Source organism: Spirillospora sp. CA-108201, from assembly GCF_050936235.1.
In the GTDB taxonomy this organism is placed as follows: Bacteria; Actinomycetota; Actinomycetes; order Streptosporangiales; family Streptosporangiaceae; genus Spirillospora.
In genome coordinates, this window is record NZ_JBNJNE010000001.1 from 1375714 (window position 1) to 1397687 (window position 21974).

The window sequence follows — 21974 nt, forward strand, 5'->3', positions numbered from 1 at the left end:
CTCAGCGGCGCAGCGCGGTCTCCCGCTCGACCCTGGACAGCTTCTCAGGGTTGCGCACGGCGTACAGGCCGGTGATGAGGCCGTCGTCGAGGCGCACCGCGATGACGGCGTCGATCTCGCCGTCGAGGCGCAGGACCAGCGCCGGATAGCCGTTGACCTGCACCGGCTCCACCGCCGCGGCGATCGTGCTGAGCCGTCCGGTGGCCAGCACGCGGGCCACCGCGTCGGCGCCCACGATCGGCTCCAGCGCCGCCTGGACGACTCCGCCGCCGTCGCCCAGCAGGACGACGTCGGGAGCGAGCTTGTCGAGCAGGCCTTGCAGGTCGCCGCTCTCGACAGCCCGCTGGAACGCCTTGAGCGCGTCGTGGGTCTCGGCCGGCGAGACGGCCCCGCGCGGGCGGCGGGCGGCGACGTGCGCACGGGCCCGGTGGGCGATCTGGCGGACCGCGGGCTGCGTCTTGCCGACCGCCTCGGCGATCTCCTCGTAGCCGAGGTCGAACACCTCGCGCAGCACGAACACCGCCCGCTCGGTCGGCGCGAGGGTCTCCAGCACCAGCAGCATCGCCATCGAGACGCTGTCGGCCAGCTCGACGTCCTCGGCCACGTCCGGCGCGGTCAGCAGCGGCTCGGGCAGCCAGGGCCCGACATACGACTCCCTGCGGCGGCGCACCGTGCGCATCCGGCCGAGCGCCTGACGCGTGGTCATCCGGACCAGGTAGGCGCGCCGATCGCGCACCTGCTCCAGATCGACGCCCGCCCACCGCAGCCACGTCTCCTGCAGGACGTCCTCGGCGTCGGCGGCCGAACCGAGCATCTCGTAGGCGACGGTGAACAGCAGGTTGCGGTGCGCCGCGAACGCCTCGGTGGCCGCGTCCGCGGCCGGTTCGCCGTACTCGCTCATCGTCGTCGCTCCGCCCTTCGCGGTTGATCGTGTCCCACGCACGAAGGTGCCGGTCGCCGCCCGCCTGTGACAGCCCCGGCGTGTGGCATGCGCCACATCACCCGGCCGTCACAGGCATCGGGCCACCGGCATCTCCATGGTCGTCCGATGCCGCGCCGACGGTCGCGCGGCACGCACCCCCACCAGTGAGGAAGCAGCCATGGAATCCCGTCTGAACCTGTTCGGCAGCCCGGTCATCGCCGCGGCCCTGGGGCACTACGGCGCGACGGCCCCGGTGCTGATCAACGAGTCGACGCTGCCGGCCGCGACCCAGAACCTGGTGATGCTGCGCGCGAGCCAGATCAACGGCGACGGCTACGCCACCGACGTCCACGGCAAGAACGCCGCGGCCGCGGGAGAGACCGCCACCCGCCTCAACCTGGTCGCGGCCTGGCGCGAGTCGACGGTGTTCACCGACGCCGAGCGCGCCGCGCTGGAACTGGCCGAGCAGGGCACCCGCATCGCCGACGGCGCCGGCGGCGTCACCGACGAGGCGTGGGCCGACGCCGCCCGGCACTACGACCACGACCAGCTCGCCGCCCTGGTGGCGTTCGTCGCCCTCATCAACGCCACCAACCGCTTCGCCGTCATCAACCGGCAGCGCGGCGGCGGCCACGAGCCCGCCCCGGCCGCATGACCCCGCGTCCCGGAGCCGCTCGACCGAAAGGCCGAGCACCCGGCGCCCCCTCCGAAGGCCCGCCCCCGGCAGCCTGCTCCCGCTGCCGGGGCCCCGCCTTCCGCCGGGAGGCTCGCCTTGCCCGCCTGCCTCGTGACGGCCCGCCCGCGCGCCACCGGGCGCGGTGCCCGATGTTCACGCCGGCTTCCCGGCCAGCACCTCCAGGTAGTGCGGGTTGGACATCACGCCCAGCACGTTGCCGAACGGGTCGACCACCGACGCGGTCGCGAACCCCGTCCCCTCGCCCCGCTCGGTGATCTTCTCGTGCGTCCGCGCGCCCATCGCCAGCAGCCGCTCCACCGCCGCCTCCAGATCGTCCACGTGCCAGAACACGACCGCCCCGCCCGGGCCCGCCGGCGGCGCCCCCGGACGGAACCGGGCGTCGACCAGCCCCAGCTCGTGCTCGTAGTCGCCCACTCGGAACTCGTAGTAGGCGGCGCGGCCGTCCGGGCCCGCGACCCGGTAGTACGGCCGGATCCCCAGCAGGTCGGCGTACCAGTCCTTGGCCGCCTCCACGTCGTCCGCCCAGAAGCTGATGGTGGCGAATCCCCGTAGCATGTCCGACCTCCCGATCACCCGGAACCGGACGGTCCGGCCCCGACACCCACGACGCTAGACGGCCAATAGGTCACCCAACGTCCTAGAGGCGCGGCAGGATGGCGAACATGCGCGATCCGTCCGGACGGCTGCTCCAGCTGCTGTCCCTCCTGCAGACCCCCCGCGAGTGGTCGGGCACCGAACTGGCCGCGCGGCTCGGCGTCACCGCCCGCACCATCCGCCGCGACGTCGACCGCCTGCGCGAGCTCGGCTACCCCGTCCACGCCACCCACGGCAGCACCGGCGGCTACCGGCTCACCGCCGGCGCCGCGATGCCGCCGCTGCTGCTGGACGACGACGAGGCCACCGCCATCGCGATCGGCCTGCGCACCGCCGCCTCCGGCGCCGTCACCGGCATCGAGGACACCTCGCTGCGCGCCCTGGCCAAGCTCGAACAGGTCCTGCCCCACCGGCTGCGGCACCGCGTCGCCGCCCTCACCGAGGCCGCCGTGCCCCTGCCGCCGCAGGACGGCGCCCCGCCCGCCGCCGACCCCGCCGTCCTGGCCCTGCTCGCCGCCGCCTGCCTCACCCGCGAGAAGGTCCGCTTCACCTACACCGCCGCCGACGGCCGCCGCACCCGCCGGCTCGCCCAGCCCCACCGCCTCGTCACCGCCGGCCGCCGCTGGTACCTGGTCGCCCACGACGAGGACCGCGCCGCCTGGCGCACCTTCCGCGCCGACCGCGTCACCGACCCGCACCGCACCGGCATGCGCGGCCCCGAACTCCGCCTGCCCGGCGGCGCCGACCCCGCCTCCTGGGCCATGGACACCCTGGCCGGCGGATCGGGCACGATCCGGGCGCGGCTGCTGCTGCACGCCCCCATCGAGGAGGCGGCCGAGCACGTCACCGCCTGGCAGGGCGTCCTGGAACCCGCCGGCGGCCGCACCTGCCTGCTGCACACCCGGTCGGACTCGATGCGCTTCCTGGCCTACCGCGTCACCCTGCTGCCCGTCGACTACACGCTCCTGGACCCGCCCGAGCTCGCCGGCCACCTGGCCGCCATCGCCGACCGCGCCGCCCGCGCCATCCGCCCCTTCACCGCACCCGCCGCCACCTGACCGCGCGAGGCCCCGGGCCGGCGCGTGCGGCGGGGCCGTCAACCGTCGCCGGACGGGGAGCGGAGGGAGGTGTCGCCGAGGGACTCCAGCAGCGTGCGCAGCGCGGCGGCGAGGCGCCCGCGCTCGGCCGGCGCCAGCGCCGCCAGCAGCCGCTCCTCGTTGGCGACGTGCAGGCCGACCAGCTCGTCCACGATCTCCAGGCCGCGCGGCGTCAGCCCGATCCGCACCGACCGCCGGTCACCGGTGTCGCGCACCCGCTCCACCAGGCCCTTGGCCTCCATCCGGTCGATCCGGTTGGTGATCGCCCCGGAGGTGACCATCGCCGCCCGCAGCAGCGCGCCCGCCGTCAGCTCGTAGGGGGCGCCATGCCGGCGCAGCGTCGCCAGGACGTCGAACTCCCAGCTCTCCAGCCCACGCGCGGCGAAGAACTCCTTCAACTCCCGGCCGAGCAGCGCCTGCGCCCGCGAGATCCGCCCGACGACGCCCATCGCCGACACGTCCAGGTCGGGACGCTCGCGGCCCCACTGCGCCAGGATCGCGTCCACCGCGTCCGCCATTCCCACCCTCCCGCGACAATCTCAACGTTGAGAATATCAATCGGGCAGGACCTGTGCCGGATTCCGGACGCCCCGGGAAGGCGCGGCGCTCCGCGCCGCGCCGGAGGGAGGACGACTCCACCCCCTCCATTTTCAACTTATAGCGGGCCGGGGGGCTTGCGGCAAGACCCCGGTCGTGCCGCACAATCGTCGACCGAAGCCGGTACCCGCGTGAACGGGGACGCGGCACGCTCCGGCGGGCCGCCGGAGCGTGCCGGCCGGGAACCGCACCGCTCAAGGGGGATTCATGATCGACGTCATCGTGGTCGGCGGCGGGCCGACCGGCCTGATGCTGGCCGGCGAGCTGCGGCTGCACGGCGTGCGCGTCCGGGTGCTGGAGAAGGAGGCGGAGCCGGTCCCCTACGTCCGCGCCCTCGGCCTGCACGTGCGCAGTATCGAGCTGCTGGACCAGCGCGGCCTCCTGGAGCGGTTCCTCGCGCACGGCAAGAAGCACCCGCTCGGCGGCTTCTTCGGCGCCATCAGGAAACCCGCACCCGACGGGCTCGACACCGCCCACCCCTACGTCCTCGGCATCCTGCAGCCCGTCACCGACCGGCTGCTGGAAGAACGCGCCGCCGAGCTCGGCGCCGAGATCCGGCGCGGCCGCGCGGTCGTCGGACTCAGCCAGGACGGCGACGGGGTGACCGCCGAGCTGGCCGACGGGACCCGGCTGCGCTCGCGCTACCTCGTCGGCTGCGACGGCGGCCGCAGCACCGTCCGCACGCTGCTCGGCGTCGGGTTCCCCGGCGAACCGTCCCGGGTCGAGACACTGCTCGGCGAGGTGGAGCTCACCGCGCCGCAGGAGACGCTGACCGCCGTGATGGAGGAGGTCCGCAAGACCCAGAAGCGGTTCGGGATCATGCCCCTCGCGGACGGCGTCCACCGCGTCGGCGTGCCCGCCGAGGGCGTGGCGCGGGACCGCTCGGCCCCGACCACCCTGGAGGAGTTCAAGCAGCGGCTGCGCGCCGTCGCCGGCACCGACTTCGGCGCGCACTCTCCGCGCTGGCTGTCGCGCTTCGGCGACGCCACCCGGCTCGCCGAGCGCTACCGGATCGGACGGGTGCTGCTGGCCGGCGACGCGGCGCACATCCACCCGCCCACCGGCGGGCAGGGCCTCAACCTCGGCATCCAGGACGCGTTCAACCTCGGCTGGAAACTCGCCGCGCAGATCCGCGGCTGGGCTCCGCCGGCACTGCTGGACACCTACCACACCGAACGCCACCCCGTCGCCGCCGACGTGCTGGACAACACCCGCGCCCAGATGGAACTGCTGTCCACCGAACCCGGCCCCCTGGCCGTGCGCAAGCTGCTGTCGGAACTGATGGACTTCGACGAGGTCAACCGCCACCTGACCGAGAAGATCATCGCGACCGGGGTCCGCTACGACCTCGGCGGCGACCACCCGCTCGTCGGCCGCAGGCTCCGGGACGTCGCACTGAAGCAAGGCCGCCTCTACGAGCTGATGCACGACGGCCGCGGGCTGCTGCTCGACCGGACCGGCCGCCTCTCGGTCGCGGGCTGGACGGACCGCGTCGACCACGTCACCGGCGCCGGCGAGGAACTCCAGGTGCCCGCGGCCCTGCTCCGGCCGGACGGCCACGTGGCATGGGTCGGCGACGACCAGACGGACCTGCTCGGCCCCATGACCCGATGGTTCGGCGCTCCCACCGCCTGAGCATCCGAGCGCACCGGTTCGGCGACGGCCGGTGCCGCTCGAACAATGGCCGAGCCCATGCCCGGCACCGTGGTGTCATTCTTCTTCTGACCTCCCCCCCTTTGGCCGCGGACACTTGTAGGCCGCAGGTCTGCCACAGGGCCGGGCCCGAGGTTGTCCTGAAACCGTTGTTCGTTGGCCGGGTTCGGGCTCGTCCAGGAGCGGACGACCGATGAGAATCGGGCCGGAGAGATCACTAGATACGTTCCCGGTCCCATCCATCCCCTCGCACCGTAAACGCGATCAAGGAGTGCTTTCCCTTGAGTGCAATCACCTTCAAGACCTTCTCCGTCGGTGTCGCCGCCACCGGCGTGCTCGCGCTCGGCGCGGACGTGGGCGCCGCGCAGCAGGCCGCCGCCGCGCCCGCCACGGCATCGGCCCTCCGAGCGCCCACGGGTCCCACGGCCCCGGTCATCTACGCGGAGAACACCGTGGGCGACCCGGCGAAGGTGGCCGCCAAGCGCAAGACCACCACTGTCACCTACCGAACGTTCATCAAGAACAGCAAGGTGAGCGCGCTCGGCTGCTACTACAGCGACCCCACCGGAGGGACCAGGTACTGGTTCACGGGCGACGGACGCTCCTACTCCACCGCGAAGCGGTCCTACCGGACGATGATGCGGGTCAGCATCAACTGGAAGAAAAAGAAGATCACGGTCACCAAGGATGTGGGCACCTCCAAGGTGATCAACCGCAAGGGCAAGGTCGTCGCTCGCAAACGCGCCTCCATGAAGAAGATGAAGGTCATCAACGCAAAGGTGAACAAGAACGGCAAATCGGCCGGCTTTCAGCTCGACCACTCGGCTACCAACCCGTTCTGCAAGAAGACCGGCGGCTCGATCCGCTACAAGCTCGGCATGTCGGTCTTCAAGGACGGCAAGTACATCCTGGTCGGTTGGCGGCAGAAGGCGCCGCACCACGAGATGTTCATCGACCACAACGACACGAAGCCCAAATTCCTGTTCAGGGCGAAGAACCACGGGTTCATCTGCCTGCAGCCGGGCCTGTGCAAGCGCCAGTACTTCTCCTAGCCAGAAGCGAGCGCGTGCGGTACCGGTAGGCGCCTGAGGAAGGCGAACCGACCACGGGCGAACCGGCGAACACGAGCACCCGGCAGGGGCCGGCGGATGCGCCAGAACCGCCGATGGGCGGCCCGGCCCGCCGCCGAGCAGAATCCGTTGCCCCTTGCGGCCAGGATCGGCGGCGGCCGCCGGCACTCTCGCCACTGGCACCATGGCACAGCCATGACCCGACGAGATCTGACCAGCGCGGCGGACCAGAGGGTGGCACCGTGGGAGCCATGAAGGAGACCCCGGACCCAGCGCCGGCGACCTACGAGGACCTGCTGCGCCAGACCCGCCGGATCTACCGGGAACTGGAGCGGTACGACGGCATCACCCGGCGGCGGCTCCAAGAGAAGTGGAAGACCGTCCGGGTGTGAGTAGCTGCGGTACAGGAAATCCCGGTGAGAACGATCATGGTCATGAGCTGAGCACGCCGCGGCGTCCGGTCGGGGCCGGGGGACGTCTGCGTTACGGGGGTCGGCGAAGTCGGCGTGGGCCTGCTCGACGGCTTCGGGGTATGCCTCGCGCTTGGCGTGCTCGGCGAGCGCCGCTGGATCTGATTGTGGACGCCGCCATGGCCGGGGCCGGGGCCGGGCACTGGGCGGCGCTGCCGGTGATCGCCGTCCGGCAGGCGCGACGGTGACCTCGCGGCGGTCGCCCCGGCGGTGTGCCGAGGCGGCCGCCTCCGTTGGGACGCCGGGTCAGTGTGGCGTCGCACCGGGTAGCGGGTGCGCGGGTGGGGTGTTGGTCCAGCCCGCCGTCCGGACGAGGTGCCGGTACTGAGGCACACCCGGTCGCAGGAGCCGGTTCTTGCGGCCGGGTTTGACGACCACGGCCTCGGTGCCGACGACCGTGGCCGCGCGCGCGTCCAGGTAGAGCCGCCAGTCGAGGGTGCCGAGCGCCCCGGTGGTGTCGGACATGGTGAGCGCGGTGACGCTGCGGCCGAGCGGGTCCTTCACGGTGCCGAGGCTGCGCACCCCTGGCAGGCTCGCCAGCATCTGGAACAGCGCCGCCCGGGTCTGGGCGGGCAGCGGGGCCGAGCGGTCGGCCATCAGGCCGTCGATGCCGACCTGGTAGAGGAGCAGGTCGGGGCGCGACGGCGTCGCGCGGTGATCGCGCATCCAGCCCAGGATCGCGGTGCGCATGCGCAGCGGATCGGTCGGAAGGCTCGCGAGGTCGCCCTCGTAGAAGGTGCCGTCGTCGTGGCCGCGCGGCGTGTCGGGCACGTCGGGGACGACGACGCCCGCGTCCGGGTCGGGGTTCTCGTTCGCCTTGGGGGATCCGTCTCGGCGGTAGGCGGCGGCGTCGGAGGCGGTGATCGGCCGCACCCCTTCCTGCGTGCTGGCGAAGACGCCGTCGCCGTCGCGCCGGTCGGTCGGCTCCCACAGCTCGGTCGACCAGACCCCGAGCAGCATGTAGTCGTTGCCGCGGTGCGTGCGCCGGATCGCGACGGACTTCTCCCCCACCGCATGCCAGAACCGCCCCTTGGTCTCGGGCGCGGCGGTGCGGGCGGCGGCGGCGAGCAGCACGTCGTGGGCGGCGCCGGCGGTGACGATCGTCTGGTGCGGGATCGGCGGCTCGTAGAGCACGCCGAACGCGGTCGCCCCGGCGGTGAGGGCCGCTGCGGCGGGCAGGACGAGCTTCCAGCGGCGCCGCAGAGGACGCAGCGGGCGACGGGCGGCGCGGCGCGGCGCGGGCTCGTCCAGGATGCGTTCGAGCAGGGCTTGGGCGTCCGGGGTGCCCGCGGTCGCGCCCAGGGCGGCGACGTCCACGGGGTTGGCCGCGGCGAGGCGAGCGTGGAGATCGGTCATCGGGCCACCTCCGGGCGGACGGGCGCGGAATCGGGTTCGGGTTCGGCCAGCAGCGCGGCCAGGCGCTTGCGGGCGCGGTGCAGCCGCACCTTGAACGCGGTGGCCGAGCACCCGGCGGCGTAGGCGGCGGCGTGGTTGTCCAAGCCCTCCCAGCTCACCAGCAGCAGGGCCTCGCGGTCGGCGGCGCCGAGGCGGGCGAGCGCGTCGGTCAGCCGGTCCTGCTCGACGACGCCGTGCGCGGGGTCGGGGCCGGTGCGGGCGGGCTCGCCCGCGAGGCGCCCGGCGAGGCGCTCCTGCCGTACGCGCGAGCGGTGCTGGTTGGCCAGGCAGTTGGCGGCGGTGCGGTACAGCCAGGGCAGCGGATCGTCGGGCAGCGCGGACGCGTGCCGCCAAGCGGCGGTGAACGTCTCGGCGACCACGTCATCGGCTCGGGCCGCGTCGGTGCGGCGCAGCGCGTACGCCAGGACGCGCGCGTGGTGCTGCCGGAAGAGCGCGGTGAACCGTTCTTCATCGGGTCTCAAGGGCAAGGCTCCCTGCCGGAGGAGGCGGACACACGTACAGGTCCGGCAGGACACCCGAAGTTACCGGGTTCCTCCCCGGCAGCGGCCCGCAAGGCCGGGAAGCGTGCCGTCGATCACCACGGCGGCGACGTCCTTGGGCCGAGCGACGCGAATCCGCATTCCGGCCGCCAACCGGACCTTGATCGTTCTCACCGGGATTTCCTGCACCACAACCACTCACACCCGCCGTCGAAGCCGCGATGTACGACGGCGTCCGGCTGTTCGAGGACGCTGCGACCACCTCGAAGATCCCCGCGCTGGAGCGGCCCGCGTTCGCCGAAGTCGCCGCGGCCGCCGACCCCGGCGACTCCCTGGCCGTCTCCGAGCTGTTCCGCCTGTGCCGGGACCTGATCGACACCCACCGCATACGCGGCTGGTGCCTGGCCCGGGGCGTGTCCCTGCACGTCCTGTCCGGGCCGCTGAGCAACTTCGCCGACCTCGCCGCCAAAGACCCGACGACCGAACTCGTCATCAGCGTCATCACCAGCGTCGGCCAGTTCCAACGGGACCTGCAGAACGACCTCACCCAGGAAGGCATCGCCGCGGCGGCCGCGGAGGGGCGCCACCGTGGCCGGCCCCCGGCCCTGACCGGTGAACAGCGCGAGGAAGTCCGCACCGCCTACCTGGAGGAGGCGGGCGCCTCGATCGCATCGCTCGCCCGCCGGCACGGGGTGAACCGAGTCGCCGTACGGACCGCCCTCGCCGATCTCCTCCCCAACCGGCCCGGACCGACCGCCTGACCTCCACCCGCATCGGAACGGCCGGTTGCGACAACCCCGGCCCGGACGGCCCGCTAACGCAGCTGGCCGTTCGGTTGCTGCTCGACCCCCGATGCCCGGTCGTCACGGTCACCACACGGCTGAACGGCTTCGACGTCGCGCTCATCTCCCACAGCCAGGGCAACCTCGACGGCCTCGTCCAAGCCGCACCCGAACACGTCACCGTGCAGGAGTTGCGCCCGCAGATCGACCACATCCTCTACGGCGCGATCATCGCCACCCAGGCCGGAGGACGACTGACTGAAGGTGCTCAAGCAGATGATCCACGACACGGCGGCGCCCCGGCCCGGACGGCCGCGGCCCGGTGCCGTCGCCCAACGCCCGGTTCCGGGACCTCGGCCGGACGCCCTACCTGCGATGACCTGCTGAGGCGGCAAGGCTAACGGCGGTCGAGGCCGTCGAGCATGATGGGGAGGAAGCGCTCTGGGATGACGCCCGGGTGGCAGGCGAACACGTTGAGCAGTTCCAAGATGTCGCCGGTGCCGACGTCTGAACGCATTGCACCCTCCGCCTGCGCCTGCCGTACCAGCTCGTCGAGTCGCCGCACCAGCGCCTGCCTTGCCTGCGGCGCGGTGGTCCCGGCCAGCGAGGCCGCGATGGCGCCACGGCCCTTTTCCACGCTGTAGACGACGAAGGCGCGAACGGCCGCCCACGCGTCGGCCTCGGCCGCCACAGCGCGGTCGAGGCCGTCCATGAGCTCGTGGACGTACTGCTCCGCCAAGGCGGCGAGCAGCACGCCGCGGTCGGAAAAGCGGCGGTAGAGCGTGCCGACACCGACGCCGGCCCGGCGGGCGATCAGTTCCATCGGCACGTCCGCGCCGCGCTCGGCCACCGCGTCGCGTGCCGCCTCCAGGATCCTGTCCCGATTGCGGCGGGCATCGGCGCGCATTGAACTCTCCTCGAATTGGACGACAGCCTTCCGGTTAGTATATAACCGGAAGCCGACATTCCGTTTAAGGGGGTTGTGATGATCGTGGTGACGGGTGCGACCGGCACGATCGGGCGTGCGCTGGTCGAGGAACTCGGCGGTGTCGCGCGTGCCGTGGTGCGGCGCGCGGAACAGGGCGAGGAGCTGGGATGCGACTACGTGGTCGGCGACCTGGAGCGGCCGGAGAGCATCCCACTCGAGCCGGGTGACAGGCTCTTTCTCAACAGCGGGCTGTGGCCGGGTTTCGTGCGAGCGCACAAGGCGGTCATCGATCACGCGACGGCCGCGGGTGCGGCGCAGGTGGTGACCGTCTCCGTGCGCGGCGTCACGTCGAGCAGCCTGCTCGGGTTCGGCATGCACGGGCAGGTCGACGAGCATCTCAAGGCCTCGGGAGTGCCGTGGTCGATCCTGGCGCCCGTCGGCTTCATGCAGAACCTCGCGGGCGACGTCGACGAGGAGGGGCGGATCTTCGGCTCGTACGGCAGGGGCAGCGTCGGCTACATCGACGCGCGTGACATCGCGGCGGTCGCAGCCGCGCTGCTCACGCGTCCCGTCGGGGCCGACGCCACGTACGAGCTCACCGGGCCTGTGGCGCCTACGCACGATGAGGTCGCCGCCGAGCTCACCCGATCACTCGGCCGTACCGTGCGTTACGTGGACCTAACGGTGGAGGAAGCCGCCGTTCACCTGGAGAAACGCGGCATGCCCGCCCGAGCGGCGCGTGACCTGGCCGAACTCATGTCGCAGATCGGGGACGGGCGCTGGGCGAGCACGACCACGACCGTGGCCGACATCCTGGGCCGCGAACCGCGTTCGCTGCGGGAGTTCCTTGGATAGACGTGTGCAGCGGCGGCCGAGGAACAGGATCCTGGCCGCCGCTCCCGCGCGTAACGGCGGGACCAGCCCCGCTCCGCACCCGCACCGAGCGGTAAGGGCCTCACCTTCGGGGTCCTCGTCTCCGCCACGCTGCGCTGGGAAGCATCCGACACCGTCATCGTCCCGGGTGCGATGGTCGGCGCGATCGGAGCCCACCCGGACGGATCCGAGCACCATTTCGAGATGTGCACCTTCGCCTCTTGGCGCGGCGTCGCCGAGGACCCCGTGTGCGGCAGCCAGAACGCCGCCGTCGGGCAGTGGCTCACCGCCACCGTCTGCATCCGTGGGGCCGTCACCCTGCAACCCGTCCGTCGCCCGCCCTCAGGCGCGCTGCCCACACGACCCACACCCGCCCGTCGGTCGCGCGGCGCCGCGCTTGCCGGCGATGAGGTCGCGCTCTTCGTCCAGGATCGTCCAGTGCTCGAGGTGCAGCCCCGTGGCCGGTCAGGCCGCCCCGGCCCGCGCGAGCACCTCGGCGATCTCGTCGTGGCCCCGCTCCCTGGCGATGCCGAGCGGTGTGTCACTGCCGACCTTGAGCCCGGACGGGTCGGCGATCCGGGCGTCGACGTCGGCCCCGGCGGCGATGAGCATCTCGATGACATCGGGCGCGGCTCCCCACCACGCCGCGTAGTGCAGGGGCGTCGCGCCCGCCGTCGTGCGCGGGTCGGGATCGTCGGAGCGATCGAGCATCAGCCGGAGCGCCTCCTGACACCTGCCGCCCGCGGCGGCGTGCAGGGCGGACATGCCTTCGATCCCGAACAGGTCCGCGTGTGCGGTGCGCCGCGCCGGGTCCGCCCCCGCGTCGAGCAGCGCCGCGACGAATTCCGGCGCCTTGACCGCGACCAGCAGCGGGGTCGTGCCGATCCTGTCCTCGGCCTCGACGTCCGCGCCGGCGTCGACGAGGCGGCGCAGGATCTCCAGCCGCTCGGCGACCGCCCGCTTGCGCTCCCGGCTGAACCGGCTCTCGGCCACGACGTGCAGCGCAGTCGTGCCGATACGGTCGCTCGCCCGTGGGTCGGCGCCGACATCGAGCAGCGCCCGCACCACCTCCACCGAGGGCCCGGGCCGGTCGGTGCGGAACGGTCCTCTGACGGCCATCCAGAGCGGCGCCACGTCATACTCGATCCGGTCCATCCCGAAGTCGTCGGGATGCAGGCCGAGCTCCGACAGGAGGCTGTCGTGGCCGGTCCGCGCGCCGGCGTCGGCGCCCGCGGCCAGCAGCGCCCGCACCGTCTCGGCCGAGCCCGACATCGCCGCGAAGTGCAACGGGGTCATCGCCGAGCGGTCGTCCTCGGCCGGCCCCAACGGGGCACCCGCGGCGATCGCGGCGGCCACGGTCTCCAGGTCGCCGTGGGCGCAGGCGTTGGCCAGCCGGGCGGAATCCGGCGGCGCATAGACGGTCAGCTCGGCCAGCATCCGCGACAACCGCCGCGGACGACCGAAGGCGTCCGCCGCGTCGGAACCGTCGTGGTCGATCCGGTAGACGCCGGGATCGCCCGGCCGCGGGTCGTCGAGGTCGACGACCCAGTAGTACTGCGTCGACTCGTTGAACCCGATCACGAAGCACGGCCGGTCCACCCCGAACGGATCGCCCCCGCCGCTCCCCTGCGGGAAGCTCACCCGGTCGCCGTCCTCGGCGGTGACCAGCAGGGTGCGCGGCGGCCATGCGACCGCCATCAGCGTCTCGATCTCCAGTGGCAGCGGCCTGGGCGCGTCGGTCCAGTGCACGCCCGTCTCCACCGTCCCGGGCACGGTCCCGCCCAACCGCTCGATCTGACGCAGCACGTCGGTGTGCAGGGCCCCGCTTCGCATCGGGTCAAGGTAACAGCAGAGGCAGAGTCGGTCGAACGGCTCGGGCGCTCAGCCGAAGCGGTGCGGGGCCAGGACGCCGAGCTGCCGGGTGATGAGGCCGTCCTTGGGGTAGCGGGCGATCCGTCGCTGGACGGCGCTTCGGGCGCGCAAGATTATTGCGTCCTGGCACAAGAATTCTCAATCGCTTCGATCGGGAGCTCGAATAGCGTCGGCCGGGTCGGAAGAAGCCCCGGTGAAGGGCGGCGCATGGACCTGGACGTGACGCGGATCGAGGAGGCCGTACAAGTGATCGATCCGGTGTTCCTCAACACCCCGCAGTACCTCGACGAGCAGCTGAGCCGGGCGCTGGGCGGCCGCGCGGTGACGGTGAAGCTGGAGACGGCCAACCCGGTGCGCAGCTTCAAGGGCAGGGGCGCCGACCTCATGATGAGCACCCTCGCCCCCGGCACTCCGGTGGAGTGCGCCAGCTCGGGCAACTTCGGGCAGGCCGTCGCCTACGCGGGACGGGCCCGCCGGATGCCGGTCGAGGTGTTCGTGCCCGAGACGATCAATCCCGCCGAGCGGGAGCGGATGGAGACCTTCGGCGCGCGCGTCGTCGCGGCGGGGCCGGACGGCTCGTCGGCGCGCGAGGCCGCGGCCGCCCACGCCGAGCGCCATCCCGGCCGCGTCCACCTGCAGGACGGCGTGCAGGCGGCGATCGCCGAGGGCGCCGGGACGATCGGCGTCGAGCTGACCCGCCGCGCACCGGCCTCCGGCTTCGACGCCGTCGTGCTCCCGGTCGGCGACGGCGCGCTGATCAACGGCGTGGCGCGCTGGATGAAGGAGCACGCGCCCGGAACCCGGATCGTGGGGGTCAACGCCGAAGGCGCCCCCTCGATGCTGGAGAGCCTGCGCGCCGGCCGCGCGGTCGGCCTGGACCGCGCCCGCACCTTCGCCTTCACGAGTTCTGCGGCGCAGCGGTGGCGGTGTCGAGGCGATGGTCGGGGCGGTGCAGGAGCAGGACCATCACCGCCCCGATGACGGCCAGGCCGGCGGTGTCGAGAGGGTGGCGGGTGTGGGAGACCAGCCCGAAGGCGGTGTGGGCGACCAGAGCCCCGGCCGCCGCGGCCAGCCGGTGACGGGCCGTCCAGCCGTCCGCCGCGCCCCACCGGCGCAGAGCCCAGGCGGCGGCACCGGCGACCGCCGCCGCGGCGGCCATCGGCAGCGGCACCCACGCGCGGGGAAGGAACGCCGGATGGTGCGCGCCGGCGAAGGGGAACAGCAGCGCCAGGAAGGCGAAGGCAGCGACGGCGCACACGCCCCCGAGCCGGAACAGACCGGGAACGGGCCCGGCGCCCCCGACCGGACGGCGGCCCGCGACGCGCGGGAGCCGGGCGAGTGCCGCCGCCACCGCCGCGGCCGCCGGCCCCAGGATCACCAGGGCCGCCCGCCCCGACAGCAGGTAGCCGGGGTCCTCCGCCGGGGGCACCGACACCCGCAGCAGCCCGACCCCCAGCAGCGCCGCGACGCCCGTGCCGGCGAGCCCCGCGCGCCGCAGGTAGGGCGTCCGGCCGAGGTCGCGGAACATCAACTCGACGAGCGTCACCGGCAGCAGGACGCTGAACACCGCGTGGTAAAGCAGGTTCAGCTCGGCGTAGGGCGCGTTGATCCCCCACGGCCTCGGCCCCCAGCCCGCGGCGCCGCACCAGGGCCAAGGCGGCGCGCCGCTGCCGCCTGCGCTGCCGCCGCCGGAGCGCGCGGTCCGCACGGGACGGCCGGTTTCGGGAAAGGACCATGCCCCCGACGGTAGGGACGGAGCCCTCCCCCGCACCTCCGGCGACGGACCGGTCTGCGCCCTCCGTCGTCAGACGGAGAGACCGGGCCCGACCACCCCGAGGTCGTAGGCGAACACCACGCCCTGCACCCCGAGCCCGCTGAGGATCACCGGCGCCCGCGCCGCGTCGAGCGGGATCGTCACGCGGTCTCCTTCAACGGCAGGTGGGCGCGGACCCGGAACCCGCCCGACGGATCCGGTGCGGCCTCCAGCGTCCCGCCGAGCAGCGCCGCGCGCTCGCGCATCCCGGTGACGCCCTGCCCGGAGCCCGCCCAGGCCGACCGGCCGCCGCCCGTCCCGTCGTCGCGGACCTCCACCGTCAGCCCACCGTCCCGCGCGCAGACCGTCACGAACGCGGTGGACGCGCCGCGCGCGTGCCGCAGGGCGTTGGTGAGCGACTCCTGCACGATCCGGTACGCCGACAGGGACACGCCCGGCGGGACGTCGGCGCCCTCCAAACCGTCGCGCACCACGCGGACGGGCAGCCCGGCGGCCTCCACCGTCCCGGCGAGCCGGTCCAGGTCCTCCAGGGTCGGCTGCGGCACCAGGGCGTCGCCGTCGGAGAGCGCCGGGGCCTCCCCGTCCAGCAGGCGCACGGTGCGCACGAAGCGGCGCAGCTCGACCAGCGCCTCCCGCCCCGACGCCTCCAGACTCCGCACCGCCTGCCGCGCCTTCTCGGGGCTGGCGTCGAACACGTCGTCCGCGGCGGCTGCCTGCACCACCATCACCGACACCGTGTGCGCCAGGACGTCGTGCAGTTCACGGGCGATGCGGGCCCGCTCCTCCAGCACGGCCCGGCGCGACTCGGCCTGCCGCCGCGCCGCCCAGGCCCGTCCGAGCGCGCCCCAGCTCCAGGCCAGGACCGCCGCGACCGGCCACAGGACCGCCCCGACGCCGTGGCCGCCGGCACCGGCGGCCACGCCCAGGACGACCGCGGCCCCCGCCGCTCCCCACAGCGACGTCCTCGCGGGCCTCAGCCAGGCGAACGTGCTCAGCACGACCAGCGCGATCCCCGTCCCGGCCTCCGGGACCAGGAACTGCAGGGCCGCGCCGGAGACCACCGCGACGGCGGTGACCACGGCCGGCCGCGAGTTCAGCCACCACAGCGCCGTGGCCTGGACGACGACGAGCACCGTCACCAGCGGACGCCCGGCCTCGGCCGGCACGCCGCGGGGCGCAAGCAGCAGCACCGGCGACAGCGCCGCCAGCGCGCCCGCCACCAGCGGCGCCTTCCACCGCGCCGGCAACGACGCCTCGAACCGGTCCCGCACGAATGCAGACGCTACCAGCGCAAGCTCCCGCCACCGGCCGCGCGGGACCGGAGGCATGCAGGCGAATGAGGCGGCGCTTGGCCGGGCGTTGAGGAGATCGGCCTGCAGGGACGGCTTGCGGATCATCCGTTCGGTGCCTCGCTGATTCTGTCGGGCGACGGCACTACCTTTGCTCCACATGCCCCCGAACGAGAATCTCCTCGTCATCCCTGACGATTGGCGCGTCGCACTCCATCCACGTCGCGGTGGGACGCCCGGACCTTCGATCGAACTCGACGCCGACGCCGTCTCCGTCGTCCAGCAGTGGGTGAAGGAGACGCGCGACGAGATAGACCATCTGCTCGACACGCCGCAGAGCCGGAGAGACCTGGTCGGGTCCGCCCGCGCATATTTGCAGGGCGAGGCGAACCCCCAGGGCGCCGCCGTGATCGCGGCCGTCCTCGCCGCGGAGTGGCCGCTACGGGACGACTACGAGTACGGCGAGGAACCGTTCGCCACCATCGCGGACGCGTGGATCGCCGAGCACGGCCTGGTGTTCGCCGCCGCGGCCACGGTCGAACTCAGCGGCGTCTTCGTCGACGGCTACGGCTGGCAGAAGCGGGAGGACCGGCGCCATCTCCGGCTCCGCCAGCTCGACGAGGAGGACCCCGGTTACAACAGGGGTCTGGATTGCCTCGGATTGGTCGCGACCCGCGTGCGCGGCCTTCTCGCGGCCGCCGACGAGCCGGAGTACGAGCGGGCCGTCGACGAGCTGGGCGAGCGCCGCCTTGACGGCATGCGACGCCTGGCCGCCGCGTACCTGGTGCCGACGCAGACCGCGTGGGTCGACGAACTCTGCGCCACCCTGCCTGAACTGGAGCCCCACACCTGGATGATGGTCCTGTGCACGATGGGGTCGGCCGACCAGCTCGCCACGCTGCTCGCCGGCCAGAGCGGGTGGTCCTGGCTCGACGGCAGGCCGGGCGTGCTCTCCACGGCCGTCGAGGGCGTCGGTCCGGCGCTGGCCTCGACGCTGGCCACCGTCGCCGAGGAGGAGACCGAGATCGGACGCGACCCGTACGCGTTGCTGCGGGCACTCGGCGTGCTGGCGACGGACGAGGCGTTCCAGCTCCTGGTGGACCGCCTCGACCGGCCGCAGGTGCACAAGGCCGTGATCGAGACGGCCCGCCACCACCCGCAGCGGGCGCTGCGGCTGCTCAGCGAGGCGGCCGCGTCGGGCCCCGCGCCGATCTCCTCCTACGCCGTCCGGCTGCTACGCGACCACGTGACGGCCCGTCCCGACATCACCACCGCCGTTCTGCCGCGGCTGTCCGCGGCGGCGCGCGAAGTCGTCGAGTCGATCGGCGAGTCGGCCGCCGGCTGGGCGCCGGAGGCCGCGGCGGAGTCCCTGCCGCGGCTGCTGGTCGAGCCGCCGTGGACGCGCGAGCGCCCCACGTTCAAGCGGGTGACCGTCAAGGGGCTCGAACCGCTGACCGCCAGGGTGCCGGGAGAGCCGGAGGGAAGGGCGGAGATCCGTGCCGTCATTCCCGACGCGCTGGGCAAGACCGGCCCGCAGCGTTTCAAGGCGGAGGCCGCCCTTCGGCGCGTCGCCGAGGCCGAAGGCGACGAGGTAGTCCTTGAAGTGGCCGGTGAGTACGGCGCCAAGGCCGCGAACGCCGCCAAGGCGCTGCTCGCCGCCGACCCCCTGGACGACCTTCCGGCCGAGATTCCGCGGCGGCCGGCCTGGCAGGATCCGTACATCCTCCCCCAAGTGCTCCTTCGGGAGAACGGCCTCGCACTTCCCGCCGACGCGGTCGACCACATCGTCACCATGCTCTCCATCTCCAAGCCGGACAAGCCGTACGCGGGCATCGACGTCGTCAGGGAGATCTGCGCTCCCGCCTCCCTCGCCTCCCTCGTCTGGCGGTTGTTCGAGGCGTCGGGCCTGCGCGAGCAGAGCTATGCCACGGACGACGCCGGCTGGGTGCTGACGGCCCTGGGGCTGTTCGGCGACGACGAAACGGTGCGCAGATTCGCGCCGGTGATCCATGCCTGGCCGGGCGACGGCGGCCACGCCAAGGCGGTCAAGGGTTTGGACGTCCTGCTCGCGATCGCCAGCGATGTGGCACTGATGCACCTCCACGACACGGCGACCAAGGTCAAGTACAAGGGCCTCCGGAGGAAGGCGCAGGAGCGGATCGACGTCCTGGCCAAAGATCTCGGGCTGAGCCCCGAACAGCTGGCCGACCGGCTCATTCCCGACTTCGGGCTGGACGAGAAGGGCGAGTTGTTCCTCGATTACGGCCCGCGCGGCTTCACCGCCGGCTTCGACGAGCGGCTCAGGCCGTACATCGTCGACGACACCGGTCAGCGGCGCGCCGGCCTTCCCAAGCCGGGCGTCCGCGACGACCAGGAACTGGCCCCGGCCGCCCACCAGCGGTTCGCCGCCTTGAAGAAGGACGTCCGGACCCTGGCCGACGAACGGCTCCGGCGCTTCGAACGAGCCATGGTCGCGCAGCAGCGGTGGAGCGTCCGGGAGTTCCGGACCTTCATCGTCGAGCATCCCCTCGTGCGGCACGTCGCCCGGCGGCTGGTGTGGATCACTGAGGGGGGCCGCGCGTTCCGCGTCGCCGAGGACCGGTCGTTCGCCGACCTCCAGGACGACGAGCTGACCCTGACCGAGACGGCCCGAGTGAGGGTGGCCCATCCGCTCCACCTGTCCGGCGACCTGGAGGCGTGGGCCGAGGTGTTCGACGCCTACGAGATCAACCAACCCTTCCCGCAGCTGAGCCGCCCCACGTACGCGCTGACCGAGGACGAGCGCGCGGGCACCGAGCTGGGACGCTTCCACGACGTCACGGTGCCGGTCGGCAGGCTGGTCGGCATGGAGCGGCGCGGATGGCAGCGGGGCAGCGCCGAGGACAACGGCATCCAAACCGGTGTTCACCGCGAACTGCCCGGTGGCCGAGCCCTTGTCATCGGCGTTGATCCGGGCATCGTCGTCGGTGACATCGGTCACTGGCCCGAGCAGCGGATCGACCGCGTCTGGCTCAATCAGGGCACCGACCTCGGTTGGCGCGCCGAGACCCGGCCGCTGCCGTTCTCCGAACTGGACGCGATCACCGCCTCGGAAATCCTCGCCGATCTCGTCGAGTTGACGACCGCCTGAGCGCCGGAACGGCCTGGACCTGCATGATCAGGCGATCATGCAGGTCCAGGGAAACACGGCCTAGTACTACATGCCTAGATCTCGGTGGGCGATCGAACGATTCCTCTACGTGATCACACTGGGTGGTGTAACGGTGTCTGTATGTTTGACTCTCGTGAGTGCGCCGGTGCGGTGACGGCAGCGGTTCTGGACAGATGGAATTCGGATTTCGAGACGGTGTGCGTCCGGTTCGAGCGCCGATGGTACCGGACGGAGTCACGTGAGCATTTCCGGCAGTACCTGCGGGGATTGCTGGCGCCACTCGCGCGCAAGAATTCCTGGACGATCTCGGAGTTCACCGGGGAGCGCAGGCCGACAGCGGTCCAGCGGTTCATCAACCTGACGTCATGGGACGCCGATGGGCTGCGCGACGATGTGCGGTCCTATGCGATGGAGTATTTCGCCGATCCCCGGGCGGTGCTGATCGCCGACCCGACCGGGTTCGCTAAGAAGGGAAAGAAGTCGGCCGGGGTACAACGGCAGTACTCCGGGACGCTCGGCCGGGTCGACAACTGTCAGATCGGCACTTTCCTGGCCTACGCCAACACGGCCGGAGACCGGGTGCTCATCGACCGGGAACTCTATATGCCCGAACGCTCCTGGTGCGCCGACGCCGAGCGGCGGGCCGAGGCCGGCGTCCCCGAGGACCTGGCGTTCATGACCCGCCCGCAGCAGGTCCAGGCCATGATCGACCGGACGGTCGGGGCAGGGGTGCCGTTCGCGTGGTTCGCCGGGGACGAGGAGTTCGGCCAAAACCACAGACTGCGCCGTCATCTGGAGGAACAACAGATCGCCTACTGCATGGCCGTGCCCAAGAACACCACCGTCATCACCGGAAGCGTTTCCTCGGCGACAGGCGACCCCGCCATTGTCGAGACCGTCGCCGCACAACTGAAACCCCACGACTGGCAACGCCGAGCCTGCGGAATCGGATCGAAAGGCTTCCGGGTCTATGACTGGGCCGTGATCGAGGCACCGTTCCCGGGACACCAGTACGTGTTCCGGCGAAACATCACCGATGGCGAACTCGCGTACTTTCACTCCTACAACCCGCGCGGGGAAGGATTATGCGAGTTGGTCCGGGTCATCGGCTCCCGTTGGCCGATCGAGGAATGTTTCGAGGCCGCCAAACAGGAAGCGGGGCTGGCGCAATACCAGTTCCGGCTCTACCGCGCCTGGTACCGCCACATCACCCTGGCGATGCTCGCCATGGCCTTTCTCGCCGTGCTGCGCCATACCGCCAAAAAGGGGACCCGCCCCCTGTGGACAACCGGCGGCGACCGGCGGCGCACAACAGACGGACCGGCAGCAATCACCACCCGCCCCCCGGACGGTCACCTCAACGGCCTCTCCGGCGACTGATCGCCCTGTCGATCGCAGAGATCCGGCGTCTGTTCAACCTGATCGGTAAAGACGATCACGCTGTTGACCTGGGACTCTACTGGTCCGCCCTCCGCCGTGGCCATCAAGCTGAAGCGCGCAGGCACCACTTCAGGCGACACCTGCGCCTCCAGATCATCCAGATCTAGCTATGTAGTACTAGTCCCCGGGCATCACCGTGAAGGTGAACCCGGCGCTCGCCTGACGGCGCAGCGGAACGTCGCACCTGACCCGCCGCAGCACCTCGTTCCTGCTGAGGCCGAGCCCGTGCGCGATGAGCCGGTCGGGGCGGACCGGGCCCGGATCGTCGAAGACGACCTCCACCTGGACCGGCCACGCCTCGTCGAGCCATGGCGACGGGACGTCGAGCCGCCAGGCCCCCGTCCAGTCCAGGGTGAAGCGGTTGCGCCGGGCCAGCAGCGGATCCAGCAGCCGGGACGCCACCAGTTCCGGGTCGTTGACGCGGTAGCCGTGGAGTTCCGCCGGATCGAGGGAGCGGACCGGCGCCCGCTCGTGGACGGCGAGCTTGCTCGTGCGATCGCAGTGCGTGCAGCGGACCAGCAGCCACACGTCCAGCAGCTTCCCGTTGGCGTTGACGCGGAACCTGCCCTCGCCGGCGGAGGCCGACCCCGACGGGCAGTCCACGCACCGCAGCGACAGCAGGGGCAGCCTGGTCCGGCGAACAACCCAGGGCAGCACGGTATGAGGTTGTGAGGACATGAGCTCTCTAGACCTGACACGAGGCCGATTGCGCGCGGCCTCAAACGCTGTATGACCGGGTGCGCGAGGGCAGCCCGGCAGGACCGACGAGAGCGTCGGCTACAGGTGAGCGGAAGAAGGTGTCAGGTCTACAGAGCAGGCGGGGTCACGCGAGTTTTGTCCCTTCGTCTTCACTGCGATTGTCTTCACTGC

General features: G+C 72.3%; 20 protein-coding genes and 1 pseudogene. 10 read left to right on the forward strand and 11 right to left on the reverse strand.

Features of this window, described 5'->3' with window-relative positions; all coding sequences use genetic code 11:
* Position 1: 1 nt before the first annotated feature.
* Positions 2-901, reverse strand: a complete 900-nt coding sequence (locus ACQEU6_RS06660; protein WP_499329711.1) for an RNA polymerase sigma-70 factor — start codon at positions 899-901, stop codon at positions 2-4.
* A 199-nt stretch (positions 902-1100) separates the two neighbouring features.
* On the opposite strand from ACQEU6_RS06660, the gene ACQEU6_RS06665 reads away from it, so the two are divergent.
* Entirely contained in the window at positions 1101-1577 is a 477-nt protein-coding gene (locus ACQEU6_RS06665) for a carboxymuconolactone decarboxylase family protein (RefSeq protein ID WP_499329712.1), read from the forward strand.
* A 174-nt stretch (positions 1578-1751) separates the two neighbouring features.
* On the opposite strand, the gene ACQEU6_RS06670 is transcribed toward ACQEU6_RS06665, so the two are convergent.
* On the reverse strand, positions 1752-2174 hold the full coding sequence (locus ACQEU6_RS06670) for a VOC family protein (protein ID WP_499329713.1): 423 nt from the start codon (positions 2172-2174) through the stop codon (positions 1752-1754).
* A 107-nt stretch (positions 2175-2281) separates the two neighbouring features.
* Here ACQEU6_RS06670 and ACQEU6_RS06675 point away from each other — a divergent pair, with 107 nt between their 5' ends.
* A complete protein-coding gene (locus tag ACQEU6_RS06675) occupies positions 2282-3271 on the forward strand; it encodes a helix-turn-helix transcriptional regulator (protein WP_499329714.1) in 990 nt (329 codons plus the stop codon).
* A gap of 38 nt (positions 3272-3309) precedes the next feature.
* Here ACQEU6_RS06675 and ACQEU6_RS06680 read toward each other — a convergent pair whose 3' ends face one another.
* The gene (locus ACQEU6_RS06680) at positions 3310-3828 is read right to left on the reverse strand and encodes a MarR family winged helix-turn-helix transcriptional regulator (protein ID WP_499329715.1); all 519 of its coding nucleotides are present in this window, start codon (positions 3826-3828) and stop codon (positions 3310-3312) included.
* Between the two features lie 286 nt (positions 3829-4114).
* Between ACQEU6_RS06680 and rox the strand changes: the two genes are divergently transcribed.
* The 3 genes from rox (at position 4115) to ACQEU6_RS06695 (ending at position 7022) form a co-directional block, all read left to right on the forward strand.
* Positions 4115-5542: a rifampin monooxygenase gene (rox, locus tag ACQEU6_RS06685; RefSeq protein WP_499329716.1), complete on the forward strand. Its 1428-nt coding sequence runs from the start codon at positions 4115-4117 to the stop codon at positions 5540-5542.
* 299 nt (positions 5543-5841) lie between these two features.
* Positions 5842-6612 (forward strand): hypothetical protein, encoded by a 771-nt coding sequence (locus ACQEU6_RS06690; RefSeq protein WP_499329718.1) that lies wholly within the window; start codon positions 5842-5844, stop codon positions 6610-6612.
* A gap of 269 nt (positions 6613-6881) precedes the next feature.
* Entirely contained in the window at positions 6882-7022 is a 141-nt protein-coding gene (locus ACQEU6_RS06695) for a hypothetical protein (RefSeq protein WP_499329720.1), read from the forward strand.
* A gap of 324 nt (positions 7023-7346) precedes the next feature.
* Here the strand turns inward: ACQEU6_RS06695 and ACQEU6_RS06700 are convergent, their stop codons facing one another.
* Positions 7347-8456, reverse strand: a complete 1110-nt coding sequence (locus tag ACQEU6_RS06700; protein ID WP_499329722.1) for a hypothetical protein — start codon at positions 8454-8456, stop codon at positions 7347-7349.
* Positions 8453-8977 (reverse strand): RNA polymerase sigma factor, encoded by a 525-nt coding sequence (locus ACQEU6_RS06705; protein WP_499329725.1) that lies wholly within the window; start codon positions 8975-8977, stop codon positions 8453-8455. Before ACQEU6_RS06705 ends, ACQEU6_RS06700 begins: the two co-directional genes overlap by 4 nt.
* A 239-nt stretch (positions 8978-9216) precedes the next feature.
* On the opposite strand from ACQEU6_RS06705, the gene ACQEU6_RS06710 reads away from it, so the two are divergent.
* The gene (locus ACQEU6_RS06710; RefSeq protein ID WP_499329727.1) at positions 9217-9756 is read left to right on the forward strand and encodes a recombinase family protein; all 540 of its coding nucleotides are present in this window, start codon (positions 9217-9219) and stop codon (positions 9754-9756) included.
* A 53-nt stretch (positions 9757-9809) separates the two neighbouring features.
* Here ACQEU6_RS06710 and ACQEU6_RS06715 read toward each other — a convergent pair whose 3' ends face one another.
* Together ACQEU6_RS06715 and ACQEU6_RS06720 are read right to left on the reverse strand one after the other, a co-directional pair.
* Positions 9810-10049, reverse strand: a complete 240-nt coding sequence (locus ACQEU6_RS06715) for a hypothetical protein (protein ID WP_499329729.1) — start codon at positions 10047-10049, stop codon at positions 9810-9812.
* A 125-nt stretch (positions 10050-10174) separates the two neighbouring features.
* Entirely contained in the window at positions 10175-10684 is a 510-nt protein-coding gene (locus ACQEU6_RS06720) for a TetR/AcrR family transcriptional regulator (protein ID WP_499329732.1), read from the reverse strand.
* 78 nt (positions 10685-10762) lie between these two features.
* Between ACQEU6_RS06720 and ACQEU6_RS06725 the strand changes: the two genes are divergently transcribed.
* Complete coding sequence (locus ACQEU6_RS06725) at positions 10763-11560, forward strand: NAD(P)H-binding protein (protein ID WP_499329734.1); 798 nt, start codon at positions 10763-10765, stop codon at positions 11558-11560.
* Positions 11561-12043: 483 nt separating this feature from the next.
* On the opposite strand, the gene ACQEU6_RS06730 is transcribed toward ACQEU6_RS06725, so the two are convergent.
* Positions 12044-13411: an ankyrin repeat domain-containing protein gene (locus tag ACQEU6_RS06730; RefSeq protein ID WP_499329736.1), complete on the reverse strand. Its 1368-nt coding sequence runs from the start codon at positions 13409-13411 to the stop codon at positions 12044-12046.
* Between the two features lie 246 nt (positions 13412-13657).
* Here ACQEU6_RS06730 and ACQEU6_RS06735 point away from each other — a divergent pair, with 246 nt between their 5' ends.
* Positions 13658-14431 (forward strand): pyridoxal-phosphate dependent enzyme, encoded by a 774-nt coding sequence (locus tag ACQEU6_RS06735; RefSeq protein ID WP_499329738.1) that lies wholly within the window; start codon positions 13658-13660, stop codon positions 14429-14431.
* On the opposite strand, the gene ACQEU6_RS06740 is transcribed toward ACQEU6_RS06735, so the two are convergent.
* Positions 14349-15158, reverse strand: coding sequence for a hypothetical protein (locus ACQEU6_RS06740; RefSeq protein WP_499329740.1), 810 nt, complete (start codon positions 15156-15158; stop codon positions 14349-14351). The two genes, ACQEU6_RS06735 and ACQEU6_RS06740, sit on opposite strands and share 83 nt — an antisense overlap.
* Before the next feature lie 206 nt (positions 15159-15364).
* Positions 15365-16495 (reverse strand): sensor histidine kinase, encoded by a 1131-nt coding sequence (locus ACQEU6_RS06745; protein WP_499329743.1) that lies wholly within the window; start codon positions 16493-16495, stop codon positions 15365-15367.
* Between the two features lie 178 nt (positions 16496-16673).
* Between ACQEU6_RS06745 and ACQEU6_RS06750 the strand changes: the two genes are divergently transcribed.
* Positions 16674-19643, forward strand: a complete 2970-nt coding sequence (locus ACQEU6_RS06750; protein ID WP_499329745.1) for a DUF4132 domain-containing protein — start codon at positions 16674-16676, stop codon at positions 19641-19643.
* A 141-nt stretch (positions 19644-19784) separates the two neighbouring features.
* A pseudogene (locus ACQEU6_RS06755) lies at positions 19785-20933 on the forward strand (IS701 family transposase); the annotation flags it as partial.
* Between the two features lie 288 nt (positions 20934-21221).
* On the opposite strand, the gene ACQEU6_RS06760 reads toward ACQEU6_RS06755, so the two are convergent.
* The gene (locus ACQEU6_RS06760) at positions 21222-21761 is read right to left on the reverse strand and encodes a DUF1062 domain-containing protein (protein ID WP_499329748.1); all 540 of its coding nucleotides are present in this window, start codon (positions 21759-21761) and stop codon (positions 21222-21224) included.
* Between the last annotated feature and the right edge of the window lie 213 nt (positions 21762-21974).

Coding starts and splice junctions, on each gene's coding strand:
- ACQEU6_RS06660 (WP_499329711.1), bottom strand. CDS start 901: ATGAGCGAGTACGGCGAACCGGCCGCGGACGCGGCCACCGAGGCGTTC.
- ACQEU6_RS06665 (WP_499329712.1), top strand. CDS start 1,101: ATGGAATCCCGTCTGAACCTGTTCGGCAGCCCGGTCATCGCCGCGGCC.
- ACQEU6_RS06670 (WP_499329713.1), bottom strand. CDS start 2,174: ATGCTACGGGGATTCGCCACCATCAGCTTCTGGGCGGACGACGTGGAG.
- ACQEU6_RS06675 (WP_499329714.1), top strand. CDS start 2,282: ATGCGCGATCCGTCCGGACGGCTGCTCCAGCTGCTGTCCCTCCTGCAG.
- ACQEU6_RS06680 (WP_499329715.1), bottom strand. CDS start 3,828: ATGGCGGACGCGGTGGACGCGATCCTGGCGCAGTGGGGCCGCGAGCGT.
- rox (WP_499329716.1), top strand. CDS start 4,115: ATGATCGACGTCATCGTGGTCGGCGGCGGGCCGACCGGCCTGATGCTG.
- ACQEU6_RS06695 (WP_499329720.1), top strand. CDS start 6,882: ATGAAGGAGACCCCGGACCCAGCGCCGGCGACCTACGAGGACCTGCTG.
- ACQEU6_RS06700 (WP_499329722.1), bottom strand. CDS start 8,456: ATGACCGATCTCCACGCTCGCCTCGCCGCGGCCAACCCCGTGGACGTC.
- ACQEU6_RS06710 (WP_499329727.1), top strand. CDS start 9,217: ATGTACGACGGCGTCCGGCTGTTCGAGGACGCTGCGACCACCTCGAAG.
- ACQEU6_RS06720 (WP_499329732.1), bottom strand. CDS start 10,684: ATGCGCGCCGATGCCCGCCGCAATCGGGACAGGATCCTGGAGGCGGCA.
- ACQEU6_RS06725 (WP_499329734.1), top strand. CDS start 10,763: ATGATCGTGGTGACGGGTGCGACCGGCACGATCGGGCGTGCGCTGGTC.
- ACQEU6_RS06730 (WP_499329736.1), bottom strand. CDS start 13,411: ATGCGAAGCGGGGCCCTGCACACCGACGTGCTGCGTCAGATCGAGCGG.
- ACQEU6_RS06735 (WP_499329738.1), top strand. CDS start 13,658: ATGGACCTGGACGTGACGCGGATCGAGGAGGCCGTACAAGTGATCGAT.
- ACQEU6_RS06750 (WP_499329745.1), top strand. CDS start 16,674: ATGCCCCCGAACGAGAATCTCCTCGTCATCCCTGACGATTGGCGCGTC.